The sequence below is a fragment of the Pseudoclavibacter sp. RFBJ3 genome (genome assembly GCF_002931375.1).
Classification (GTDB): Bacteria; Actinomycetota; Actinomycetes; order Actinomycetales; family Microbacteriaceae; genus Pseudoclavibacter.
The window spans coordinates 300,449-317,072 of record NZ_PSXZ01000009.1; the positions used below are offsets into that span (position 1 = coordinate 300,449).

Annotated in this window: 16 protein-coding genes; 2 read left to right on the forward strand and 14 right to left on the reverse strand. The window is 69.7% G+C overall.

Annotated elements, in window-relative coordinates; all coding sequences use genetic code 11:
- Positions 1-19: 19 nt before the first annotated feature.
- The 4 genes from C5E07_RS10720 to groES form a co-directional block, all read right to left on the reverse strand.
- Positions 20-1,144, reverse strand: coding sequence for a GuaB3 family IMP dehydrogenase-related protein (locus C5E07_RS10720; protein ID WP_104299419.1), 1,125 nt, complete (start codon positions 1,142-1,144; stop codon positions 20-22).
- An 81-nt stretch (positions 1,145-1,225) separates the two neighbouring features.
- Positions 1,226-2,731 (reverse strand): IMP dehydrogenase, encoded by a 1,506-nt coding sequence (guaB, locus tag C5E07_RS10725; RefSeq protein ID WP_104242608.1) that lies wholly within the window; start codon positions 2,729-2,731, stop codon positions 1,226-1,228.
- 117 nt (positions 2,732-2,848) lie between these two features.
- Positions 2,849-3,787 (reverse strand): EamA family transporter RarD, encoded by a 939-nt coding sequence (gene rarD / locus C5E07_RS10730; RefSeq protein ID WP_258063883.1) that lies wholly within the window; start codon positions 3,785-3,787, stop codon positions 2,849-2,851.
- A 133-nt stretch (positions 3,788-3,920) separates the two neighbouring features.
- The gene (gene groES / locus C5E07_RS10735) at positions 3,921-4,214 is read right to left on the reverse strand and encodes a co-chaperone GroES (RefSeq protein WP_068479200.1); all 294 of its coding nucleotides are present in this window, start codon (positions 4,212-4,214) and stop codon (positions 3,921-3,923) included.
- Between the two features lie 138 nt (positions 4,215-4,352).
- Here groES and C5E07_RS10740 point away from each other — a divergent pair, with 138 nt between their 5' ends.
- Positions 4,353-5,543 carry a class I SAM-dependent methyltransferase gene (locus C5E07_RS10740; protein WP_104299489.1) on the forward strand — a complete coding sequence of 397 codons (1,191 nt, stop codon included), beginning with the start codon at positions 4,353-4,355 and terminating at the stop codon, positions 5,541-5,543.
- A 30-nt stretch (positions 5,544-5,573) separates the two neighbouring features.
- Here C5E07_RS10740 and C5E07_RS10745 read toward each other — a convergent pair whose 3' ends face one another.
- The 10 genes from C5E07_RS10745 to glmS all read right to left on the reverse strand — a co-directional run bounded on the left by C5E07_RS10745 (position 5,574) and on the right by glmS (position 15,571).
- The gene (locus C5E07_RS10745) at positions 5,574-6,305 is read right to left on the reverse strand and encodes a hypothetical protein (RefSeq protein WP_104299420.1); all 732 of its coding nucleotides are present in this window, start codon (positions 6,303-6,305) and stop codon (positions 5,574-5,576) included.
- A gap of 101 nt (positions 6,306-6,406) precedes the next feature.
- Positions 6,407-7,225: a DUF4190 domain-containing protein gene (locus tag C5E07_RS10750; RefSeq protein ID WP_104299421.1), complete on the reverse strand. Its 819-nt coding sequence runs from the start codon at positions 7,223-7,225 to the stop codon at positions 6,407-6,409.
- Between the two features lie 156 nt (positions 7,226-7,381).
- Complete coding sequence (locus C5E07_RS19500; protein ID WP_104242614.1) at positions 7,382-8,005, reverse strand: DUF4190 domain-containing protein; 624 nt, start codon at positions 8,003-8,005, stop codon at positions 7,382-7,384.
- A gap of 142 nt (positions 8,006-8,147) precedes the next feature.
- Positions 8,148-8,684 carry a hypothetical protein gene (locus C5E07_RS10760; RefSeq protein WP_104299422.1) on the reverse strand — a complete coding sequence of 179 codons (537 nt, stop codon included), beginning with the start codon at positions 8,682-8,684 and terminating at the stop codon, positions 8,148-8,150.
- The gene (gene tsaD, locus C5E07_RS10765; protein WP_181057935.1) at positions 8,681-10,261 is read right to left on the reverse strand and encodes a tRNA (adenosine(37)-N6)-threonylcarbamoyltransferase complex transferase subunit TsaD; all 1,581 of its coding nucleotides are present in this window, start codon (positions 10,259-10,261) and stop codon (positions 8,681-8,683) included. The genes C5E07_RS10760 and tsaD overlap by 4 nt, the downstream gene beginning before the upstream one ends.
- A complete protein-coding gene (gene tsaB, locus C5E07_RS10770; RefSeq protein ID WP_104242618.1) occupies positions 10,261-10,869 on the reverse strand; it encodes a tRNA (adenosine(37)-N6)-threonylcarbamoyltransferase complex dimerization subunit type 1 TsaB in 609 nt (202 codons plus the stop codon). The genes tsaD and tsaB overlap by 1 nt, the downstream gene beginning before the upstream one ends.
- A 10-nt stretch (positions 10,870-10,879) precedes the next feature.
- On the reverse strand, positions 10,880-11,464 hold the full coding sequence (gene tsaE / locus C5E07_RS10775) for a tRNA (adenosine(37)-N6)-threonylcarbamoyltransferase complex ATPase subunit type 1 TsaE (protein WP_104299423.1): 585 nt from the start codon (positions 11,462-11,464) through the stop codon (positions 10,880-10,882).
- Positions 11,448-13,343 (reverse strand): alanine racemase, encoded by a 1,896-nt coding sequence (locus C5E07_RS19785; protein WP_258063885.1) that lies wholly within the window; start codon positions 13,341-13,343, stop codon positions 11,448-11,450. The genes tsaE and C5E07_RS19785 overlap by 17 nt, the downstream gene beginning before the upstream one ends.
- Positions 13,340-13,714: a holo-ACP synthase gene (locus tag C5E07_RS10790; protein ID WP_104242624.1), complete on the reverse strand. Its 375-nt coding sequence runs from the start codon at positions 13,712-13,714 to the stop codon at positions 13,340-13,342. Before C5E07_RS10790 ends, C5E07_RS19785 begins: the two co-directional genes overlap by 4 nt.
- Positions 13,715-13,720: 6 nt before the next feature.
- A complete protein-coding gene (gene glmS / locus C5E07_RS10795; RefSeq protein WP_104299424.1) occupies positions 13,721-15,571 on the reverse strand; it encodes a glutamine--fructose-6-phosphate transaminase (isomerizing) in 1,851 nt (616 codons plus the stop codon).
- Between the two features lie 60 nt (positions 15,572-15,631).
- Here glmS and coaA point away from each other — a divergent pair, with 60 nt between their 5' ends.
- Positions 15,632-16,582, forward strand: coding sequence for a type I pantothenate kinase (gene coaA, locus C5E07_RS10800; protein WP_104242628.1), 951 nt, complete (start codon positions 15,632-15,634; stop codon positions 16,580-16,582).
- Positions 16,583-16,624 lie beyond the last annotated feature (42 nt).

Consider the following 16,624-nt stretch of genomic DNA (forward strand, 5'->3'; position numbering starts at 1 on the left):
GGCGGCTCAGTCGTCCTGATCAGGCGGTCGGCGTGTAGGGCGCGACGACCATCTCGGCTCGCTGGAACTCTTTGAGCCCCGAGTAGCCGGTCGTCGCCATCGAGTGGCGGAGCGCGCCGGTGAGGTTCGAGATGCCGTCGGCGCTCTCGGCGGGGCCGGCGACGATCTCCGCCATGGGCGCGACCTGGCCGACCTGCACGCGGTTGCCGCGCGGGAGCTTCTCATGGCGTGCCTCGGCACCCCAGTGCCAGCCGCGACCCGGGGCGTCGGTGGCACGCGCGAGCGCGGCACCGATCATGACGGCGTCCGCGCCGGACGCGATGGCCTTCACGAGGTCGCCGGAGGTGCCGATGCCGCCGTCGGCGATGACGTGCACGTAGCGTCCGCCGGACTCGTCGAGGTAGTCGCGCCGCGCGCCAGCGACGTCGGCGATGGCCGTCGCCATGGGTGCGTGGATGCCGAGCACCCGACGGGTGGTCGAGGCTGCTCCCCCGCCGAAGCCGACGAGCACTCCAGCGGCACCGGTGCGCATGAGGTGCAGCGCTGCCGTGTAGGTCGCCGCACCGCCGACGATGACGGGAACGTCGAGCTCGTAGATGAACTGCTTGAGGTTGAGCGGCTCCTGGTTGCGAGACACGTGCTCTGCGGAGACGGTCGTGCCGCGGATGACGAACAGGTCGGTGCCGGCCTCGAGCACATCGTCCATGAACTGCTGCGTGCGCTGCGGGGAGAGTGCGCCGGCGGCCGGCACTCCGGCCTCGCGGATCTGCTGCAGGCGCTCCTTGATGAGCGTGCCCTTGACCGGCTCCCGGTAGATCTCCTGCAGCTTGGCCGTCGCCTGCTTCGCCGGCAGATCAGCAATCTGCGCGAGTAGCGGGGCCGGGTCGTCGTAGCGAGTCCACAGGCCCTCGAGGTCGAGCACGCCGAGGCCGCCGAGCTTGCCGAAGCCGATCGCGGTCTCGGGCGACATCACCGAGTCCATAGGGGCTGCGATGAGCGGGATATCGAACGTGAATGCGTCGATCTTCCACGTGATGGACACGTCCTCCGGGTCACGGGTTCGCCGCGATGGCACGATGGCCACATCGTCGAAGGAGTACACGCGGCGGGCTCGCTTTGCGCGGCCGATCTCGATCTCAGTCACCTGCCTAGCCTAGCCCTCCACGGTGCTCGCTGCTGCGGCGCGGCGGCGGGGAGACCCCGACCCGCCGCGCCGATCAGACTGCTAGCGACGGTAGTTGGGGGCTTCCGAGACCATCTGCACATCGTGCGGGTGCGACTCCTTCAGCCCTGCCGGGGTGATCCGCACGAAGCGGCCCTTCTCCTTGAGCTCCGCGACGGTGCGAGCGCCGACGTAGAACATCGACTGGCGCAGGCCGCCCGTGAGCTGGAACACCGACTGGCGGATCGAGCCGCGGTACGCGACCTTGCCCTCGATCCCCTCGGCGATGAGCTCGTCATCGCTCGGCACGTCCGCCTGGAAGTAGCGGTCCTTCGAGTACGAGGTGCGCTCGCCGCGCGACTGCAGGGCGCCGAGCGATCCCATGCCGCGGTAGCTCTTGAACTGCTTGCCGTTGACGAAGATGAGGTCGCCCGGCGACTCGTCGGTGCCCGCGAGCAGCGATCCGACCATGACTGCGGATGCGCCGGCGACAAGCGCCTTCGCGATCTCGCCCGAGTACTGCAGGCCGCCGTCCGCGATGACCGGCACGCCAGCCGGGGTCGCGGCGAGCGACGCCTCGTAGACGGCCGTGATCTGGGGGACGCCGACTCCCGCGACGATGCGCGTCGTGCAGATGGAGCCAGGACCGACGCCGACCTTGACGGCGTCAGCACCCGCATCCACGAGCGCCTGGGCGCCCTCGCGGGTCGCGACGTTGCCGCCGACGACCTGCACGTGGCCCATGACCGGGTCGCTCTTGAGGCGGCGGATCATGTCGAGCACGCCGGCCGACTGGCCGTTCGCCGTGTCGACGACGAGGACGTCGACACCGGCAGCCACGAGGCGCTCCGCGCGCTCCCAGCCGTCGCCGAAGAAGCCGATCGCCGCGCCGACGCGCAGGCGCCCGGCGTCGTCCTTCGTCGCGTTCGGGTACTTGTCGCTCTTGTCGAAGTCCTTCACCGTGATGAGGCCGGCGAGCTTGCCCTCGTCGTCGATGAGCGGCAGCTTCTCGATGCGGTGCTTGCCGAGGAGCTTGTAGGCGTCGTCACCGGAGATCCCGACGGGACCGGTCACGAGGCCCTCGCCCGTCATGACCTCGTGCACGCGGGTCGTGCGCTTCTCCGACTCGGGAACGAAGCGCATGTCCCGGTTGGAGATGATGCCGACGAGCTTGCCCGTCTCCTCGTCGACGACCGGCAGGCCGGAGACGCGGTACTGCCCGCAGATCTCATCGACCTCCGCGACCGTCGCGTTGGGAGTCGTCGTCACCGGATTCGTCACCATGCCGGACTCGGAGCGCTTCACGCGATCGACCATCTCGACCTGGTCGTCGATCGACAGGTTGCGGTGCAGGATGCCCATGCCACCCTGGCGCGCCATGGCGATCGCCATGCGGGCCTCCGTGACCGTGTCCATCGCCGCCGAGACGAGCGGGACGCGCAGGGTGATGCCGCGCGTCAGCCGTGTCGTCGTGTCGACCTCAGACGGGATGACGTCGGTGTGCCCGGGAAGCAGCAGCACATCGTCGTAGGTCAATCCGGTGAAGCCAAAGGGGTCCGACTCGGTCATTACGCTCCAGGAGGTATCTGGGATGCGCCGTTCGGCGGCATCCTCGTGCATCGGGAAACAGCTCAGTGGTGATGGAACAGCGAGGACCCCGGACGCATTCCCGGGACCCTCAGCTCATCAGCCTCGTGTCGGTGGACCGAGTTCGTCCGCGACCGAGGGAATCTTGGCGCCAAGTCTAGCCGTGCGCACGAGGTCGATCGTGAAGAGGATGAGGGCGACCCAGACGATCGCGAACCCGATCCAGCGCTCGAGCGGCATGGGCTCTGAGAAGACCGCCACGGCGAGCACGAACTGCAGGATCGGCGCGATGTACTGCATGAGTCCGAGCTCGATGAGGCGCAGCCTCCTGGCGGCCGCCGCGAACAGCAGAAGCGGCACGCTCGTGACGACGCCCGCGAAGAGCAGGACGCCCGTGTTGACCGCCGACACGGAGCCGAAGGTGATGCCGCCGCCGAAGAGCACCGTCCAGAGCAGGCAGATCGCGCCGATGGGCATGATGAGCGTCGTCTCGACCGCCAGTCCGGAGAGCGCATCCGCCTGGACCCCCACCCGCTTCTTCACGAGCCCATACAGCCCGAAGGTCATGGCGACGCCCAGGCCGAGCCACGGGATGCGGCCGTAGCCGAGCGAGATCACGAGCACGGCGAGGAGAGAGAGCCCGACGGCGACCCACTGCAGGGGCCTGAGCTTCTCGCGGAGGAAGACCAGCCCGAGCGCGACGGACACGATCGGGTTGAGGAAGTAGCCGAGCGCGGCGTCGAGGGTGTGGCCTGTCGCGACCGCCTGCACGTAGAACAGCCAGTTCGCCGACACCAGGACCCCGGCGATGCCGAGGCCGAGCACGACCCGCTTCTTCGAGATGAGCTCCCGGAACGGACGCCAGGCCCGCATGACGAGCACGCCGAGCAGGCAGAACACGACGCTCAGGATGATGCGCCACGCGATGAGCTCCACGGGCGTCGTGGGAGCGGTCGCCACGACGTAGAGGGGCATGAAGCCCCAGAGCGCGTACGCGCTGAACGCCAGCCAGAGGCCGGACCGAGGAGATTCCGTCACCTCGAGATCGTACGCCCGACGTCGGGCCCCTGGAACACGAATGGCGCCCGACCCCGAGGGGTGGGCGCCATGCGCGATGCTGCTCCTGCAGATGAGACCGCCCGAACCGGCTCGGCCTCAGGAGGTCAGGAGACTAGACGATCTTCGCGAGGATGTCGCGAGCGGAGAGCACAAGGAGCTCCTCGCCGCCGTACTTGACCTCGGTTCCGCCGTACTTGGAGTAGATGACCTTGTCGCCGACCACGAGGTCGAGCGGCACGCGGTTTCCGTTGTCATCGATGCGGCCGGGGCCGACTGCGACGACTTCGCCCTCCTGGGGCTTCTCCTTGGCGGTGTCCGGAATCACAAGACCCGAAGCCGTGGTCTGCTCGGCTTCGACCTGCTTGATGACGATGCGATCCTCGAGCGGCTGGATGTTCACCGACACGGTTGACCTCTTTCTCAGCGATAGGAAGTTCAGAATTAGCACCCTCCCCATGAGAGTGCTAACTCAGAGTGTAGGGGCCAGGCGGCGACGACTGCAACGCGGCGACGTCTCGTGGCGTACGCCGGTAGCGTAGTGCTGGTGCAACGCGACGAACTCCTGGCCCTCCTCACACCGGAGGCGATGACCCTGCTCGACGACGCGCCGCCCGTCGAGTCGGCGGGAGACGCGCTCGCCCTGGTGACGAGGCTGCGCGCGGCAGGAGGGTCCGCGGACGTCGTCGCCGCCGTCGTCACGCAGGCGAAGCTCCGGCGGCGGGCATCCGCCAAGTTCGGCCCGTTCGCCGAGCGGATGCTCTTCACCGACGCTGGCCTGCAGCAGGCGACGCGTCTGCAAGTCGCGGCGCACCACGCGAACCGGTTCAGGCAGGCCGGCGCCGTGAGCGTGGCCGACCTCGGCTGCGGGATCGGCGCGGACTCCATGGCTTTCGCATCGCTCGGGCTCGAGGTCACCGCGTTCGACGTCGACGAGGTCACGGCTGCTATCGCGGCCCACAACCTGGCCCCGTTTCCGAACGCGCAGGTCAGGCACGACCGCGCCGAGGAGGTGGACCTGGATGCCTTCGATGCGCTCTGGTTCGACCCGGCCCGCAGGACAACAAACGGCGGGAGCACGGCACGCCACTTCGATCCGGCGGATTGGAGCCCATCCCTCGACTTCGTCTTCGCCGCAGGCCGCGAGCGCCCGACGGGCATCAAGCTGGGACCGGGGATCGACCACGCGTACCTCCCGGAGGACGCGGAGACGCAGTGGGTGTCCTCCAACGGCGACCTCGTCGAGGCGACGGTATGGATGCACGGCACGGCGAGGGCGGGCATCCGCCGCTCGGCTCTCGTGATCAGCAGGCATGGCACCGCCGAGCTGACGACAGGCGAGGACGTCCGGGACGCGGACGTCGCGGCGCTGGGCGCCGTGCTCTACGAGCCGGACGCGGCGATCATCCGCGCTCGCCTCATCGGCGACCTCGCACGGTCGCTCGAAGCGTCGATGATCTCAGAGAGCATCGCGTGGATGACCGCCGAGCACTTCACGCCGACGCCGTTCGCGAGCGCGTTCTCGGTCCGAGAGGTGCTGCCCCTGCATGCATCGTCGCTCAAGGGCGAGCTGCGGAAGCGAGGCATCGGCGTGCTCGAGATCAAGAAACGGGGGGTCGACATCGACCCTGCGGAGTTCAGGCGGAAGCTCTCGCTCAAGGGAGACGCGTCCGCGGTGCTCATCCTCACGAGGATCGGCGACAAGCGCGTCGCCATCCTCGCCGATCGGCTCAGCTGAGGCCAGCCGAGCCGTCGGCGGGTCTCGTGCCTAGACGACCAGCACCACGACCAGCGTCACGATGGCGAGCAGGACCGCGAGGCCACCCGCCACGAGGCCCACGACGGCAAGGGTGCGTCCGAGGCCCTTCGGGGCGCGAAGCCCGGCGATTCCGAGCCCGACGGCGCCGAGACCGAGCACCAGGGCCACGATGTACGCCCACCCGGGAAGCAGGAGGAGAAGCAGCGAGAGCGCGCCGAGCGCCACGCCGATGATCCCGAGCACCGGCGCAGGAGCCTTCGGCTGCTGGCCGTATCCCTGCACGCCGAACTGCTGGCCGGGCTGCTGCCCGAACTGTCCCTGCTGCGGAGCACCGTGCTGCGGCTGCCCGTACTGCCCCTGCTGCGGGGCGCCGTACTGGGGCTGCCCGAACTGATCCTGGTGCGGGGCACCGTACTGCGGCTGCCCGAACTGGTTCTGCTGCGGCTGGCCATAGCCCTGCTGCGCAGGAGCCTGCTGCTGACCGGACGGCTGCTGAGCGCCATAGCCAGAGTACCCAGGCTGCTGCTGGCCGTAACCGCCGTCAGCCGGGCCATACCCGGGCTGCTGCTGGCCGTACTGCTGATCGTTCTGCTGCCCGTACTGCGGCTGAGACTGCCCGTACGACCCCTGGCCGTACTGGCCCTGGCCGGGCTGCTGCGCGCCGAAAGGGGGCTGGCCGGTCTGCGACTGGCCGTTCTGGTGGGGCTGCTGCGGGTACTGGGGGCCGTTCGGGTCAGACATGGTGTCCTTCTCAGTCGTCGACAAGGCTGCAGGTGCTGAACAAGCTTAGAGTGCGGGCGGATGCATCCACCCGCACTCCTGCCAGTTCTTGCAGCGGGTGATCAGTATCCGTAAGACGACATGTCGCCGATGAACATGGCGGCGACGACGATGCCGATGATCGCCACGATCACCGACAGCACGATGGCTGCGATCGAGACCCAGAGGCCCCAGACGCGCAGCGGGCCGGCCTGCGGCTCCCGCGACTTGGCCATGATGGCGCAGACCAGACCTGCGATACCGAGGGGAAGCCCGAGGAACGCCGTGACGAAGGTGAGCAGGATACCCGCACCGCCGAGGGAAAGCGCGACGATGCTGAGCGTGCGCTTGGGAGCAGCGGACTGCGCCGGGTAACCGGGCGTCGCGTATCCCTGCGGCGCCCCATAGCCCTGCGGCTGCCCCTGCGACTGCGGAGCGCCGTATGCCGGAGCTGCGCCGGCGGGAGCCTGGCTCGCGGATGGAGCCTGACCGTAGGGAGCTGCGCCCGGTGCCGCGGCTGGCTCGCTCGGCGGCGTGTAGCTCACCGAACCGGATGCTGCGGGCGGCGTGGAGCCGCTGCCGGATGACGAGGGAGCCGAGTAGTCGGTGCCGGATGCCGAAGGCGCCGAGTAGTCGGAGCCAGAGCCAGGCGCGGCCGGTGGCGTGTACCCGCTGCCCGATGATGTGGGTGCGGAGGAGTCGGAGTACGGGGCGGCCGGGGTCGAAGCGTCGGTGCCCGAGACGGAGGGCGGCGTGGAGTCGGTGCCGGTGGCTGCCGGGGCGGAGTAGTCGACCGACTCAGCAGGCGGCGTGTAGGCGGCCGGTGCCTCGTACTGGGGAGGTGTGCTGTCGTCCTCCGGGAGCCGTGGCTTGTCACCTGGGGTTGCGTTGCTGTCGCTCATTGCGGAGCTCCTTCCGGTTCAGCCGATTTCGCGGCGGTTGAGGCTGGTGTTCACGTGCGTGGAGCAAGCGGCGACGCCTTCAGTGGCGCACGCCCATGTCCTAGGTTCCCAGGGTTTGACTGGGAACCGTCACACAAGGTTCAGGAAAGACCACGCTCAGTAAGAGCTGAGGCCTCCGAGCAGTCCGATTCCCCCGAAGAAGAGGAGGGCGAGGACAAGCAGGAGCAGGAGCCCGAAGACCGAGATGAAGCCGAGCACGATGGCGGTGATGGCGAGCGCCCGTCCGCGCGGCTCGCGACGCAGCGCGATGAAGCCGCACACGATGCCAGCGATCCCGACCATCCACCAGACGAACTGGAGGATGGGGATCAGCGAGACGAAGAACGACCCTCCGCTCAGACACAGGGCCACGACGCTCAAGGTCAGCGTCCCGGCACCGGCCGGTCGAGGTGCCGTGTACGGCGCCTGGACGTAGGGCGTCACCGGATAGGCGAGGTGCTGCGAGGGGGCCGCCTGCGCCGCGTTGCCGCCAGGGCCCCAGCTGTCGCTCGGCGCGGTGTGGCCGTAGCCGGCGTCCTGGCCGTAGCCCGAATCCTGGCCGTAGCCGAAACCCTGCCCGTAGCCCGGATCCTGCCGGTAGCCCGAGTCGTGCCCGGAGCCGTTCCCGTTGCCGGCCCCGGGGGTGTCGCCTCGCGCTTCCCACGGCTCGCCGACGGGCTGCGCGGCGACGTTCGGGGCCGGTATCCGCTCGACGGGGCCATCTGGTGTCGACCAGGTCATGTCCGCTCCTTTCGAGAGGTGATGAGATGCTCCAACGTTACGGCGACCTGCTCAACGGCACGTCATCCCCATGGCCTCGGCCTCGTCATCCCGCAGGATGACTTCCAACCTCGCGGGGCACGGCGGTTGCTGGAGCGCGGACTCAGGCGACGACGAAGGCGAAGCCAATACAGCCCGCGACCGCCGCCACAGCGAGCACGAGCGCGAGCACCCAACCGCGGTGGCGCCGCCCCAGCACCGCGAGCAGGAGTGCGACCGCGCCGAGACTCGCCCCGAGGTACAGGGGCCAGAGCGGCGAGGGGGTCACGGATGCGGAGAGGGCGAGCGCCAGGGCTGCCGCGGCAAGCGAGAGCAGCACGGAGACGATGACCGCGAGGCGACTGAGCCCGAGCGCAGGAGGCGCCGGTGCCGTCGCGGCGCGAGCGGACGCAGGAGCCATCGCGGTCTCCTGCACGTGCGCGACGGCCGGGTCGATGTCCCGGTCGTTCTCCGGACTCCGGCGCTCCTCGGACCGGGGCGCAGAGCTCTCCACGGCCGGAGCCGACTTCTCCTCACCCCGCGAGCGCGGGGTGAGAGCCGAGTAGGCGGCGTTGCTGGTGTCATCGACCGGGGTGCGGTCGATCGGGGGAAGCTCCACGGGCTTGCGCGGCGGCAGCTTCGGCTGATCGGGTGCTGTCATCGGTGCTCCCCCAGAGCTGGTCTCTCCTGCGGCGCAGGCTGCGTGGCCACCGGAAGCGTCGAGTCCGCCGCGAAGTCGAGCGGGGACGGAGGCTTGCCGGCAGCGACGAGCATCGCGCCGACGGCTGCGATCATCGCCCCGTTGTCGGTGCAGAGCCGAAGCGGGGGGATGCGCAACTCGATGCCGGCGGCAGCGCACCGCTCCTCCGCGAGCTCACGCACGCGCGCGTTCGCGGCCACTCCCCCGCCGAGCACGAGGCGGGGGACGCCGAGGGCAGTGCAGGCCGCCACCGCCTTCGCCGTCAGCACGTCGGCGACGGCCTCGCGGAAGCTCGCCGCGACATCGGCGACCGGCACCGACTCCCCCGCGTCCTCCTTCGCCTCGACCCAGCGGGCCACGGCGGTCTTGAGCCCCGAGAAGGAGAAGTCGTAGCGGTGCCGCTCGAGGTCCTTCGGCTTGGTGAGCCCGCGCGGGAACCGGATCGCCTTCGGATCCCCTCCGGCAGCGGCCTTGTCGATCTCGGGTCCCCCCGGGTAGGGCAGGCGCAGCAGTCGCGCCACCTTGTCGAACGCCTCTCCAGCCGCATCGTCGATCGTCTCGCCGAGCTGCTCCACGTCGTCGACGAGGTCGCGAACGTGCAGGAGGGACGTGTGCCCACCCGAGACGAGCAGCGCCACCGCTGGCAGCTCGAGCTGACCCACGTCGTCGCGCAGGACGTCAGCGGCGACGTGGCCCACGAGATGGTTCACGGTGTAGAGCGGGATGCCGGTGGCGACGTGCAGGGCCTTCGCCGCAGCCGTTCCGACCATGAGCGCACCAGCGAGGCCAGGGCCCTGGGTGACGGCGATCGCGTCGAGGTCCTCGAGCGAGACTCCGGCCGTCTCGAGCGCCGCCGAGATGGTCGGCACGATCGCGTCGGCGTGGGCACGTGCGGCGATCTCGGGAACGACGCCACCGAAGATGGCGTGCTCGTCCATCGAGGAGGCGACCTCGTTGGCGAGCAGCACCCGACCGCGGACGATGCCGACACCCGTCTCGTCACACGACGATTCGATGCCGAGCACAAGCGGCTCTCTGCGAGCACCGGCCGCGACACGAGCCTCGGCGGACGCCCGCACGCTCGGCAGCTGTCCGCGCATCACGATCGCATCCACGCCCTCTCTCGGGTAGTACTTGGGTCGGCGCCCGATCTCCTCGAAGCCGAGCCGCGAATAGAGGGCACGAGCCGCCTCGCCGTTCTCGCGCACCTCGAGGAACACCTGCTTCGCGCCTCGCCCTTCGGCCCACGCGAAGAGCTCGGCCAGCATCCGGGTGGCCCATCCGCCGCGCCGCAGCCGCTCATCGACGGCGATGGTCTGCAGATCAGCCTCACCACCACCCTGGAGAGCCATGACGCCAGCAGCCGCCAGGATCTCGCCGCTCGCGGCGTCCTCGACGACCACATATCGCGTGTGCTCGCTCTTGACCTCGCCAGCGAGCATCGAGGGCGACCACGGGTCGAGCGGGAAGGCGGCCTCGTCGAGACGCACCATCGAGGGGATGTCCTCGTGCGAGGCATCGCGCAGCACGGCGCGCATCAGCCGGTCACCCGCTTCGGGCCGTTCGACGGAACCGCATCGGCACCCCGAAGGTACAGAATCGTGTTGGCCTCGGCTTCGAGCCCCTGGACCTCGCGGTCGAGCCAGGCGAGCGCGAGGTGAGCGGCCGAGATGGTCCTCGTATCGAAGCGGTGGTCGGCAGCGGGGACGGCATCAGGCCGGTGCAGCTCTGAGCTGCTCGCGACGAGCAGCCCCTGCTCGTACCGCGAGCAGGCGAGCTCCCCCCGGCGGGCATCCGTCGTGACCAGCAGATCGCCGCCAGCCTCCGGATGCTCCGCGCGCCACTCGTGGGCCGCGGCATCATGGCTGGGCATCGGGATGAAACGCGCGGCGCGTGCGAACGCGAACGTGCGCGCGGCGGCCACGCCGACACGCAGCCCCGTGAAGGGGCCCGGACCCATTCCTCCGACGACCTGCGTGACGTGCTGCGGAGAGAGCCCGGCGTCTGCGAGCACCTCGGCGATCGCCACGCCGACCACCTCAGCATGGTGTCGGGTGTCGGCGGTGCGGCGTTCTGCGAGCACCCGGCCGTGCGGGGTGACGATCGCGACATCCGTGCCCGCTGACGTATCGATCGCTAAGAGCATGCGAGTGATTCTACGCGGGAGCTGCGCCGAACTCGGTCCGCAGCGCGTCCACGAGAGCGGCGGCTACCGGGCGATCCCACGTGCCCGCGACCGTGAGCGTGACGCGGCGCGGGTCCAACGGCTCATCATCGCTCCAGTCGACACCACCTGGCCCCTCGACGACCCCGGGCTCGAGCGGCGGGGATGCCGCGGAACGGTCGATCGTGATCTCCAGCCAGCGATCGGTGATCAGCGGAACCGCTTCGCGCCCCCACTCGACGACGGTGACGCTGGCTGCCAGATCGAGGCCGAGATCATCGAGCTCGGCCGGATCGCCGAGACGGTACGCATCCACGTGGATGAGCTCGGGCCCCGCTCCGAGGGAAGGATGCGTGCGCGCCAGCACGAACGTCGGACTCGTGACCGGACCCCGCACGTCGAGCGCACTCCCGAGACCCCGCGCGAACGTCGTCTTGCCCGCACCCAACGGCCCCGTCAGCACGAGCACATCGCCCGCGAGCAGGAGCCCGCCGATGAGCTCTCCCGCGCGGACCATGTCCTCCGCGGTCGCGAGCTCCACCGTGATGCTCGGAGTCAGGTCAGTGCCCACACCCATCCGCCCCTCCTTGATCGCGTCGTTCCCGCCGCACGACCCGCGGCCCGAGCGCAGCCACGAACGCCTGCGGTGACACTGCTGACCAGGATGCCCACTCCTGCAGGTGGATATCGCCCGTTTCGGGCCCGAACACCGAGACCGGCATGCCGATCCACGCCTCCTGGTCCTGCAGGTCGATGACCACCTGATCCATGGCGACCCGGCCGACGATCGGCCGACGCTGGCCGCCGACGACAACCTCACCGTGCCCCGCGACCCTGCGCGGGATGGCGTCGGCGTAGCCGAGGGGCACGAGCCCGAGCGTCGTGGATTCCTCGGCCACCCAGTCGTAGCCGTAGGAGACGCCGTGGCCGGCCGTCACCCGTTTCACGTGCACGAGCTCCGTCGTGAGCGCGACGGGAAGCGGCGCGCTCGGCTCGTCGAAGCCGTAGATTCCGCGGCTGCCGGGATCCCTGGTCCGCTCGTGGTCGACGAGCGTGCTCGACCGTGCCGCCTGCCCGACGTGCGCGAGGTCCGCGTTCGCCGCGACGAGCGGCAGCAGGCCGTGCTCGAGCGCCAGACCGGCCACGAGAGCCCCACCGAGTCCGTACGCGTCGACGGAGACGTCGACGCTGAAGAGCCTGGCCGCGTGCCGCGCACCCATGCCGTTCCCCAGCGCCGCCGCGAGGTCGCGTGCCCGTTCGCCCATGCGGGCCTGCAGCAGGTCCACGTCGACCCAGAGCTCGCGGCGGGGCGCGAGCGCGAGCGCCGCCGACTCGTCCGGGGCGACCGCAGCCACCCGGTGAGGCTCGACGGGAGAGCTCGCGCCCGAGGAGCGGCGCGGGATGCGGGAGCTCAGCCGAGTGACGACCTCGTAGTTGATGGTCCCGGCGGCCGAGGCCCAGGCGTCCGCACTCGCCGAGCGTGCGGCGTCGATGACCAGCAGCCGAGGCGGCTCGTCGCTGCGGTCCAGGCGTGCGGACGCCGACACGGTTCCCTCGAGCGGTTCGACTCGCAGCTCGAGGGTGTCGAGGGCGACGACATTCCAGCGAGCACCGGTGTCGTCCGCGAGCTCCAGCGAGCCAGGCTCGATCGGCGGCAGACCCGCAGCGTGCCCGAGGTCGACCCTGAAGCCGCGCTGATCCTCGAAGATCGGGGCGCTCAGCGACAGGGCGGGCCTCAGCGCGACCGGGCAGTCCGTGTCAGCGGAGAACGGCGAGAGTCCGTACAGGGAGACTCCGAGGCGCACGAGATCGAAGCGCGCCTCCGGCAGCGACATCGAACCGGCCGTCGCGGCGAGGTGACGCACCGACGGGGTCAGTCCACGCCGAGCCGCGAGCTCGAGCGCGCGCTCGAACGAAGCCAGCTGCTCACGATCGGCGTCAGGACCCGCACCAGCCAGATGGCTGAACAATCCCTCGAGGCGGATGAGCCCCCGCCCCTCGAGCTCCGCGGCCTTCGTGAACGCCGACTCCCACTCCGCCGGGCTGATCCCATTGCGCCCGAGACCCGTGTCGAGCTTGAGGTGCACGACCACGCAGCGCTCGGAGTGCTCGAGACGACCCAGACCGATATCGACGAGCTCGAGCTGCGCGAGTGAGGAGACGCCGAGCTCGATCTCCGCATCCAGCGCGGCGAGCCAGTCGGTGCGAGCCCCGTGCATCCACGCGAGGAGCGGCGCGGTGATGCCCGCCTCCCGGAGCGCGAGGGCCTCCCGGAGGTCGACGACGCCGAGGCGCACGGCACCTCCCTCGAGCGCGGCACGAGCCACCTCGGGCGCCCCGTGTCCGTACGCATTCGCCTTCACGACCGCGAGGAGCGGCGTGCGCGTGAGATCCGCGATCGCCCGGACGTTCGCCCGGACCGCGTCGAGATCGACATCGACCCGAGCGCCGCTCACGAGCCTGCCCCAGCCGTTGCCGCACGCTCGGCGATCACAAACGCCGTCGCGGTCGTGCGCTCGTGTGTCAGCGAGAGGTGCAGGTGATCGACCCCCACCAGCTCGAGGTGCGCCCGGAGCGCGGGCGTCACGGCGAACTCCGGGCGCCCAGCTGGCCCGCTCTCGACCTCGAAGTCGAGGAAGCTGAGCGAGCCGATGCCGCCGAGCGCCTTCACCGCGGCCTCCCGAGCGGCGAACCGAGCGCCGAGCGACGCCAGCGACCTGTCGCGCTCCGCCGGCGCGAAGAGACGCTCGCGGAGGCGCGGGGCACGCTGCAGAGCCCGCGCGAACCGCGCGAGCTCCACCGTGTCGACACCGATACCGACGATCACGCTCAGCTACTCGACGGTGACGGACTTCGCCAGGTTGCGAGGCTGATCCACGTCGAGCCCCTTCGCCGTGGCGAGCTCGATCGCGAAGATCTGGAGCGGCACGACCGCGAGCAGCGGCTCGAAGAAGGGCTCCGTCGGCGGAACCGCGATGACCTCGTCCGCATACGGCAGCACGGCCGCGTCGCCGACCTCGCAGATCGCGAGCACACGGGCGCCGCGCGCGCGGATCTCCTGGATGTTCGACACGATCTTCGGGTGCAGCGTGTCGTCGTGGCGAGGGCTCGGCACGATCACGAACACCGGCTGGCCGGGCTCGATGAGCGCGATCGGGCCGTGCTTGAGCTCGCCGGCGGCGAAGCCCTCCGCATGGATGTACGCGATCTCCTTGAGCTTGAGCGCACCCTCGAGCGCGATCGGGTAGCCCACGTTGCGACCCAGGTACAGCACGGAGCGGGTGTCCGCCATCCAGTTCGCGAGCTCGTGGATGCGCTCCCGGACGCCGAGGACCGTGCGGACCTTCTCCGGGATCGTCTGGAACTCGGTCAGGAGCTCCTCGCGCCGCTCAGCCGCCATGGTGCCGCGCATCGTCGCCGTGTAGATGCCGAGCAGGTAGAGGGCCGTGATCTGGGCGAGGAACGCCTTCGTCGACGCGACAGCGACCTCCGGCCCGGCGTGCGTGTAGACGACCGCATCGGACTCGCGCGGGATGGTCGCTCCCTGCGTGTTGCAGATGGAGAGGGTCTTCGCGCCGCGAGACATCGCGTAGCGGACCGCCATGAGCGTGTCCATCGTCTCGCCGGACTGGCTCATCGACACGATCAGCGTGCGGGAGTCGAGCACCGGGTCGCGGTAGCGGAACTCGTGCGCGAGCTCGACCTGGACGGGCACGCGTGCCCACTTCTCCATGGCGTACGCACCGACCTGGGCCGAGTAGGCGGCAGTGCCGCACGCGACGATAATGATGCGGTGGATGTCGTTGAAGAAGTCCTCCCCGAGCGCGTCGAGGTCGGGAAGGTGCACGCGACCCTCGACGATCCGGCCGCGAAGCGTGTTCGCCACGGCCTCGGGATCCTCGTCGATCTCCTTGGCCATGAAGCTCGGCCAGCCGCCCTTCTCGGCAGCTGACGCGTCCCACGAGACCTCGAAGGCCTCTGCAGTAGCGGGCTCTCCGTCGAACGTCGTGATCGTCACGGAGTCAGGGCGCACGAGCACGATCTGCTCCTGGCCGACGGCCAGCGCGCGGGGCGTGTACTCGACGAACGCGGCCACGTCCGAGCCGAGGAAGTTCTCTCCGTCGCCGAGACCGATGACAAGCGGCGAGTTCAGACGCGCACCGACGATCAGGCCCGGTTCATCGGCGTGCACCGCGAGGAGCGTGAACGCTCCGTCAAGACGGCGGACCACTGCGCGGAACGCCTGCTCGAGGCTCCCCACCTCGCGGTAGACGTGGCCGATCATGACGGCCGCGACCTCGGTGTCGGTCTCCGACTCGAAGGTGTAGCCGAGCTCCACGAGCTCGGTCTTCAGCTCGGCGAAGTTCTCGATGATGCCGTTGTGGATGACGGCGAGCTTGCCGTCATCTGCGAGGTGCGGATGCGCATTCGCGTCCGTCGGACCGCCATGCGTCGCCCACCTGGTGTGGCCGATGCCCGTGTGACCGTTCGGCAGCGCGTTGCGCTCCAGGTCTTCGCGCAGCACCTTCAGCTTGCCCGCACGCTTGCGGGTCTCGATCCGTCCCTCGTCGTCGATGACCGCGACACCTGCGGAGTCGTACCCCCGGTACTCGAGTCTTGCGAGGCCGCCCATCAGGATGTCAAGGCTCTCTCGTGGACCAACGTAACCAACAATTCCGCACATACGGGCCATCTTAGGGGCACCGCTCTTGCGGGGTCGGACACCGCACTAGACTCGCCTTCTATGTCCGCAACTGGTCAGATTCCGCGCAGCGGAGGAGACTCGCCCTTCGTCGAGATCCTCCGCCAGGACTGGGCCGACCTCGCACCGTCGACGCCGATGGCGCTCGACGAATCGGACCTCATCAGGCTGCGCGGCCTCGGCGACCACCTCGACCTCGACGAGGTGCGCGACGTGTACGTGCCGCTCTCCCGCCTCATCAACCTGTACGTCTCGAACGCTCGCTCGTTGCACCGTGCGACCAGCGGCTTCCTCGGCGAGCGCAGCGCCTCCACCCCCTTCGTCATCGGCGTCGCCGGCTCGGTCGCCGTCGGCAAGTCGACCGTGTCGAGGCTGCTTCGCGAGCTCCTCCGACGTTGGGAGGACACACCCCGGGTCGAGCTCGTCACCACGGACGGCTTCCTCTACCCGAACGCCGAGCTCGAGCGACGCGGGCTCATGGAGCGCAAGGGCTTCCCCGAGTCGTACGACCAGCGTGCACTCCTGCGATTCATCACGAAGGTCAAGAGCGGCGCGGCGGAGGCTCGAGCGCCGTTCTACTCGCACCTGAGCTACGACATCGTGCCGGATGCTGAGATCGTCGTCAACCGCCCGGACGTCCTCATCGTCGAGGGCCTCAACGTGCTCCAGCCGCCCCGCGCTCACTCGCTGGCGGTGAGCGACATGTTCGACTTCTCCATCTACGTCGACGCCCGATCAGAGGACATTGCGCGCTGGTACGAGCAGCGCTTCCTTTCGCTGCAGCGAGGGGCGTTCACCAACCCGCGCTCGTACTTCCGTCGCTTCGCCGATCTGAGCACGGACGAGGCCATCGAGCACGCCCGCAGCATCTGGTCGCGCATCAACGGCCCGAACCTGCGCGAGAACGTCATGCCGACTCGGTCACGGGCTCAGCTCGTGCTGCGGAAGTCGAGCGACCACACGGTCCGCAGCGTCCTGCTCCGCAAGGTCTGAGCGGCCGGGGGCCCGTGCACCCCTCCCCCGCCACAGCTGGCG